The 1680-nt window shown below is 74.9% G+C and carries 3 protein-coding genes; 1 reads left to right on the top strand and 2 read right to left on the bottom strand.

Annotated features, from left to right (window positions below; translation table 11 throughout):
* Positions 1–692, top strand: a 692-nt coding sequence (locus tag AB0C29_RS47135; protein WP_360834738.1) for a fibronectin type III domain-containing protein, incomplete at its 5' end; no start/stop codon positions are given.
* Here AB0C29_RS47135 and AB0C29_RS47130 read toward each other — a convergent pair.
* Both AB0C29_RS47130 and AB0C29_RS47125 read right to left on the bottom strand, forming a co-directional pair.
* A complete protein-coding gene (locus AB0C29_RS47130) occupies positions 689–1312 on the bottom strand; it encodes a response regulator transcription factor (RefSeq protein ID WP_360834736.1) in 624 nt (207 codons plus the stop codon). The two genes, AB0C29_RS47135 and AB0C29_RS47130, sit on opposite strands and share 4 nt — an antisense overlap.
* On the bottom strand, positions 1309–1680 hold a 372-nt coding region (locus AB0C29_RS47125; protein WP_360834734.1), incomplete at its 5' end, for an ATP-binding protein. The genes AB0C29_RS47125 and AB0C29_RS47130, both read right to left, overlap by 4 nt.

Here is a 1680-nt window from a genome sequence, read left to right as displayed (position 1 = left end):
GGCGGGCGCTCCGGGTGCCCCCCCTGCTCGTCCCGGCCGGCTGCTCCGCCGGCCGGGACGGCCCGGCGCCCCCGGTCACCCTCACCGCCGAACTGGTCACTCCGGTCGACATCGACCTGCGCTGGACGGGTACGGACCCGGAACCGGCCGCCCGGACCGTCGAGTTCGCCACCGAGCCGGCCGGCCCCTGGACGATCCTCGGCTTCCTGCCCCCGGACCGGCGCACGTACCGCCATCCCGACCTGATGCCGCAGACATCGTTCTTCTACCGGGTCCGGCCCGTGCACGGACCCGCCACCGCGCCGGTCCCGCTCCGGCTGGCCGCGCCGTCGTTCGACGTCTCCGCCCCCGAGGACCTCGACTGGGCGGCGCCGCGCACGCTGCCGCGCACATCGGCGCGGCCTGTCCCGGGTGGTGCGCCGACCGGCCTGCGGGTCAGTGTCCGCAGCCGCGACGCGGTCCTGGTCACGTGGGAGGACAACGCCGCCGACGAGGAGGGCTACCTGATCGAGGTCCGGCCGGAGGGAGCCGCGGACTGGACGGTGGCCACGGTGCTGGACCCGGACATCACCTCGGTGGGCGTGACGGCCCTGGACGTCGAGCGGACGGCGCAGCTGCGGCTCCGCGCCTACCGCTTCGGCACCCCGTCGAACACGGCCCACCGCACCACCGGCGGCTCGCTCGACGGCTAACCGCCGAGCAGACCCCGGGCATAGGCCGCCGCGACCGCCGCCGCGCGGTCGCGGACACCGAGCTTCGCGTACGCGTGCAGCAGATGCGTCTTCACCGTCGCCTCGCTGATGAACAGGCGGCTCGCGGTCTCCCGGTTGGAGCAGCCCTGCGCGATCAGGCCCAGCACCTCCAGCTCGCGCTGGCTCAGCTCCTCGCGGGCCGGGGAGCGCAACTCGCCCATCAACCGCCCGGCCACCGCCGGGGACAGCACCGACTCACCGCGGTACGCCGCCGACACCGCCCGGAACAGCTCCTCCCGGGGTACGTCCTTGAGCAGGTAACCGGTCGCACCCGCCTTGATCGCCGGCAGGACGTCGCTGTCCGTGTCGTACGTGGTCAGCACCAGCACCCGGGCCGGCACGCCCTGTTCGCGCAGCGCCCGGATGGCTGTCACGCCGTCCATGCCCGGCATCCGCAGATCCATCAGCACCACGTCGGGCTGGACCGCCCGGGCCACCGCCAGCGCCTCGTGGCCGTCGGCCGCCTCGCCCAGCACCCGGAAGCGCTCGTCACCGGCGAACATGCCGCGCAGGCCGTCGCGGACCACCGGGTGGTCGTCGACGATCAGCAGACCGATCATGCGGCGGCCACCCCGTGCAGCGCCGGTACGCAGGCCGAGATCGCCGTGCCCGCGCCCGGTTCCGACTCCACCTCCAGGGTGCCCGCGATCCGCCGTACCCGTTCCCGCATGGCCGTCAGGCCGTAGCCGCCGTCGTATCCCTGCGCGCGGCCGTGCGCCGGGTCGAAGCCGGCGCCGTCGTCGCGGACGTCCAGCGTCACCACATCCTCCATGTAGGACAGGGTCAGCGCGACCCGGTCCGCGTCCGCGTGCTGGGCCACGTTGGCCAGCGCCTCCTGGGCGGTGCGCAGCAGGGTCGCCTCGATCTCCGGGAGCAGCGGCCGCGCGGTGCCGGTGGTGATCAGCTGGGCGGCCACCCCGTGGCGGGC

The organism is Actinoplanes sp. NPDC048791 (assembly GCF_040650095.1).
In the GTDB taxonomy this organism is placed as follows: domain Bacteria; phylum Actinomycetota; class Actinomycetes; order Mycobacteriales; family Micromonosporaceae; genus Actinoplanes.
This window is presented reverse-complemented; position numbering and strand designations above follow the sequence as displayed.

What these genes read in the sequence shown, in the direction of transcription:
- AB0C29_RS47130 (WP_360834736.1), bottom strand. Translation starts at nt 1,312, where the DNA reads ATGATCGGTCTGCTGATCGTCGACGACCACCCGGTGGTCCGCGACGGC.